Here is a 3500-nt window from a genome sequence, read left to right on the forward strand (position 1 = left end):
CATTCGCAACAGCCTTTTCATGGGAGGCAAGCTAAACTTTTTTGCAGAAAAAGGCAAAATTTTTCTTGACGAAGGATGCCCTTGGGTCTATGACTCTTTCTGCGCTAAGAGCACTGGGTCACTAGCTCAATTGGTAGAGCAGTTGACTCTTAATCAATTGGTTCGGAGTTCGAGTCTCCGGTGACCCACCAGTGACGAATCAGCCCCCTGCATGTTCATGCCGGGGGCTTTTTTGTTGCCTCTTCCGAAAAAAACGTTTCGCCTTCCGAAAAAAGCCGCCTCTTCCGAAAAAAAACGGCGGCAGGTATTGTCCCGCGCGTCTTTTCGTGCGGGCATTGCTTGACAGCGCGCCCTTGCGGTCGTTAGACAACAAAGGGCGCGCCTTCCGCCATGCCGGGCGGCGCGTGCTAAACATTTCCCCGGGTGATATGCTGATGGACAAGAGTTTGGATCAGACTTCCGTGGTGGCGACGGACGCAGGAGACGTTGTCGCGAGCGCGGAGGAACAGGCCAGAGCGCAGGCGCTGGTGGAGGAAAAGGACAGCGAATCCAGAACGCGGCAGTTCCGCGGCGCGTTCGGAAAAGTGGTGGCGGTCATTTGCGTGGCGTTCTCGCTGTTTCAGCTTTACGCGTCCGTGTTCGCCACCATGGACGCCATGAAGCTGCGCGCGTTCCACATCATTTTTCTGCTGGTGCTCGCCTCGTTCATGTATCCGGCGCTGCGCCGCGAAAAAAGAACCAGAGCGCTGCCCACGCTGTGGGATCTCGTGTGCGTGTGCGCGAGCCTGTACGCCTTCGGCTATCTCATCCTTCATTATGATGCCATCGCCATGGGCGGCGGCTGGTTCACCATGCAGGACTACGTGGTGGCGGGCATAGGCGTGCTCGTGGCCTTTGAATGCGCCCGCCGCGTGGTGCCCAATCTCGCCGCGCTCGCCCTCGTGTTTCTGGCCTACACCTTCCTCGGCAAGTACCTGCCCGGCGCGTTCGGCCACGTGGGCTTCTCCCTCACGTGCGTCATGGACCACATGTTCTGGGGCAGTCAGGGCCTGCTCGGCGTGGGCGTCGGCGTGTCGGCCACCTACGTGTTCCTCTTCGTGCTCTTCGGCGCGTTTCTGCGCATCAGCGGATTCAGCGAATTCATCAACGATCTGGCCCTCACCCTCGTCGGCCGCACCGCCGGCGGCCCGGCCAAGGTCTCGGTCATCGCAAGCGCCCTCATGGGCATGATCAACGGCAGCGCCCTCGCCAACGTGGCCACCACCGGCGCCATCACCATTCCGCTCATGAAGAAGACCGGCTACAAGGCCGAATTCGCCGGAGCCGTGGAGGCCGTGGCCAGCACCGGCGGCCAGTTCGCGCCGCCCATCATGGGCGCGGTGGGCTTCATCATGGCGGAATTTCTCGGCGTGAGCTACACCAAGGTCATGCTCGCCGCGGCCATTCCCGCCTTCCTCTATTATCTCGCCCTCATCATGGCCGTTCACTTCGAGGCCAGAAAGCTGGGCCTCAAGGGCCTTTCCAAAGAGTATATCCCCGACGCCCTCGTGGTCATCAAAAAGCGCGGCCACCTCATCATTCCTCTCGTGGTGCTCATGGTCGTCATGTTCATGGGCTACACGCCGCTCTTTGCCGCAGCCATGGCCATTCTGGCCACCGTGGTCGCCTCCTGGTTCTCCAAGGAAACCCGCATGGGCCCGAAGCGCATTCTGCAGGCCCTCGAAGAAGGCGCAAAGGGCGCCGTGGGCGTGGGCGTCTCGTGCGTCATCATCGGCATCATCATCGGTTCCGTGTCCCTCACCGGCCTCGGTCTCACCTTCGGCTTCCAGGTGCTCAAGTACGTGGGCGAAGGGCAGCTCTATCTCGGCGGCGTGTTCGTCATGGTCATGAGCACCATCCTCGGCATGGGCGTGCCCGGCGTTGCGGCCTACGTCATCGTCGCGGCCGTGGCCGTGCCCGTGCTTACCGGCGTCGGCGTGCAGCCCATGTCCGCACACATGTTCTGCCTCTTCTACGCCTGCCTCTCCAACATCACGCCCCCGGTGGCCATGTCTTCCTACGTGGCCGCAGGCATCGCCAACTCCAACGAAACCAAAACCTCCCTCATCGCCGTGCGGCTGGGACTCTCCGGCTTCATCCTGCCGTTCTTCTTCCTCAACAATCCGCTGCTGCTCTACAGCTCCTCCAATCCCGGACTCGCCACCGTGTGGGCCTTCATCACCGCAAGCTTCGGCGTCTGCGCCCTCGCCGTGGGCCTCGAACGCTGGCTCTTCGGCCCCTGCTCCCTGCTCCAGAGCCTCATGTTCATCGCAGGCGCAGTGCTCACCATCGATCCCGGCCTCTCCACCGACGCCATAGGCATTGCCGTCATTCTTGCGGCCGCCGCCCTCAACAGGCGTTCCTCGTCCCGCCCCCGCGCAGACGCCGTCCCGCCCGCGCAGGCGCAATGAAAGCATTCATCCCTTCTTCCCCGGCGGAAGAAGGACAACTTCAACAGGTTCAGGAGTGATTATGTACGGTAAAGTCCTTCTTTCCCTGCTGGCCGCCGTTTCCATGGTCTTCGGGGCCGCGGAAGCCCGGGCCGCCGATCGCGCGCCCGTGACCATCAGCATTCCCACCGCCGCCACCACCAGCACGCTCTATCCCATAGGCGCGGCCCTCGGCAATCTGTGGAGCACCAAGCTGCCCTACGTGAAGGCCAGCGTGCAGTCCTCCAAGGGCGGCGTGCAGAACCTTCAGCTGCTCAGCATGAAGGACGCCCAGGTCTCCTTCGCCATCACCAGCATCACCTATCAGGCCATGAAGGGCCTCGACAAGTTCAAGGGCCACGCCTACCCCGACGTGCGCATCATTGCCGGCCTCTACTACAATCCCAATCAGGTCATCGCCCGCGCCGACAGCAACGTGTCCAAGCTTCAGGACTTCAAGGGCAAGGTCTTCGCTCCCGGCGTGGCGGGCGGCACCACCATCGGCGAAACGCAGGTCCACTTCGCTGCCGCCGGCCTCAAGTATCCCGGCGACATCAAGGCCCAGTACGTCGGTCCCGCCGAAGCCGGCGACCTCATGCGCAACAAGCAGCTCGACGGCACCTGGATCATGGCCGGTCTGCCCAACGCCGGCGTCTCCGAAATGTGCGCCACCGCCGACGGCCGCCTCGTGAACATCGACGACGCCACCTTCGCCAATCTTTCCAAGGATTACCCCTGGTACGCCCGGTTCCAGATCCCCGCGGGCACGTATCCCGATCAGGACCAGCCCGTGCAGACCACGGCCGTCAAAATGGTGCTCATCACCGACGCCTCGATTCCCGACGACGTGATCTATGATCTCACCAAGTGCTTCTGGGAAAATCAGGACATCGTGAAGAAGTCCCATTCCGTGATGAAGGACATTTCCCTTGAAGGCGCGGTGACCGACCTTGCCGGTATTCCGCTGCATCCCGGCGCGGCGAAGTACTACAAGGAAGTCGGCGTGCTCAAGTAGTCCGCATTTGCGTCGTC

2 protein-coding genes and 1 tRNA gene are annotated in these 3500 nt (G+C 62.0%); all 3 read left to right on the forward strand.

The features are described from left to right. The first annotated feature begins 115 nt into the window (after positions 1-115). The 3 genes from ACZM96_RS10190 (at position 116) to ACZM96_RS10200 (ending at position 3483) form a co-directional block, all read left to right on the forward strand. Positions 116-191, forward strand: a tRNA-Lys gene (locus ACZM96_RS10190). Positions 192-446: 255 nt separating this feature from the next. After that, positions 447-2450 carry a TRAP transporter permease gene (locus ACZM96_RS10195; RefSeq protein WP_489488909.1) on the forward strand — a complete coding sequence of 668 codons (2004 nt, stop codon included), beginning with the start codon at positions 447-449 and terminating at the stop codon, positions 2448-2450. Positions 2451-2511: 61 nt separating this feature from the next. After that, complete coding sequence (locus ACZM96_RS10200) at positions 2512-3483, forward strand: TAXI family TRAP transporter solute-binding subunit (RefSeq protein ID WP_489488910.1); 972 nt, start codon at positions 2512-2514, stop codon at positions 3481-3483. Positions 3484-3500: the final 17 nt, after the last annotated feature.

The sequence above is a fragment of the Mailhella sp. genome, assembly GCF_057866825.1.

Coding starts and splice junctions, on each gene's coding strand:
- ACZM96_RS10200 (WP_489488910.1), top strand. CDS start 2,512: ATGTACGGTAAAGTCCTTCTTTCCCTGCTGGCCGCCGTTTCCATGGTC.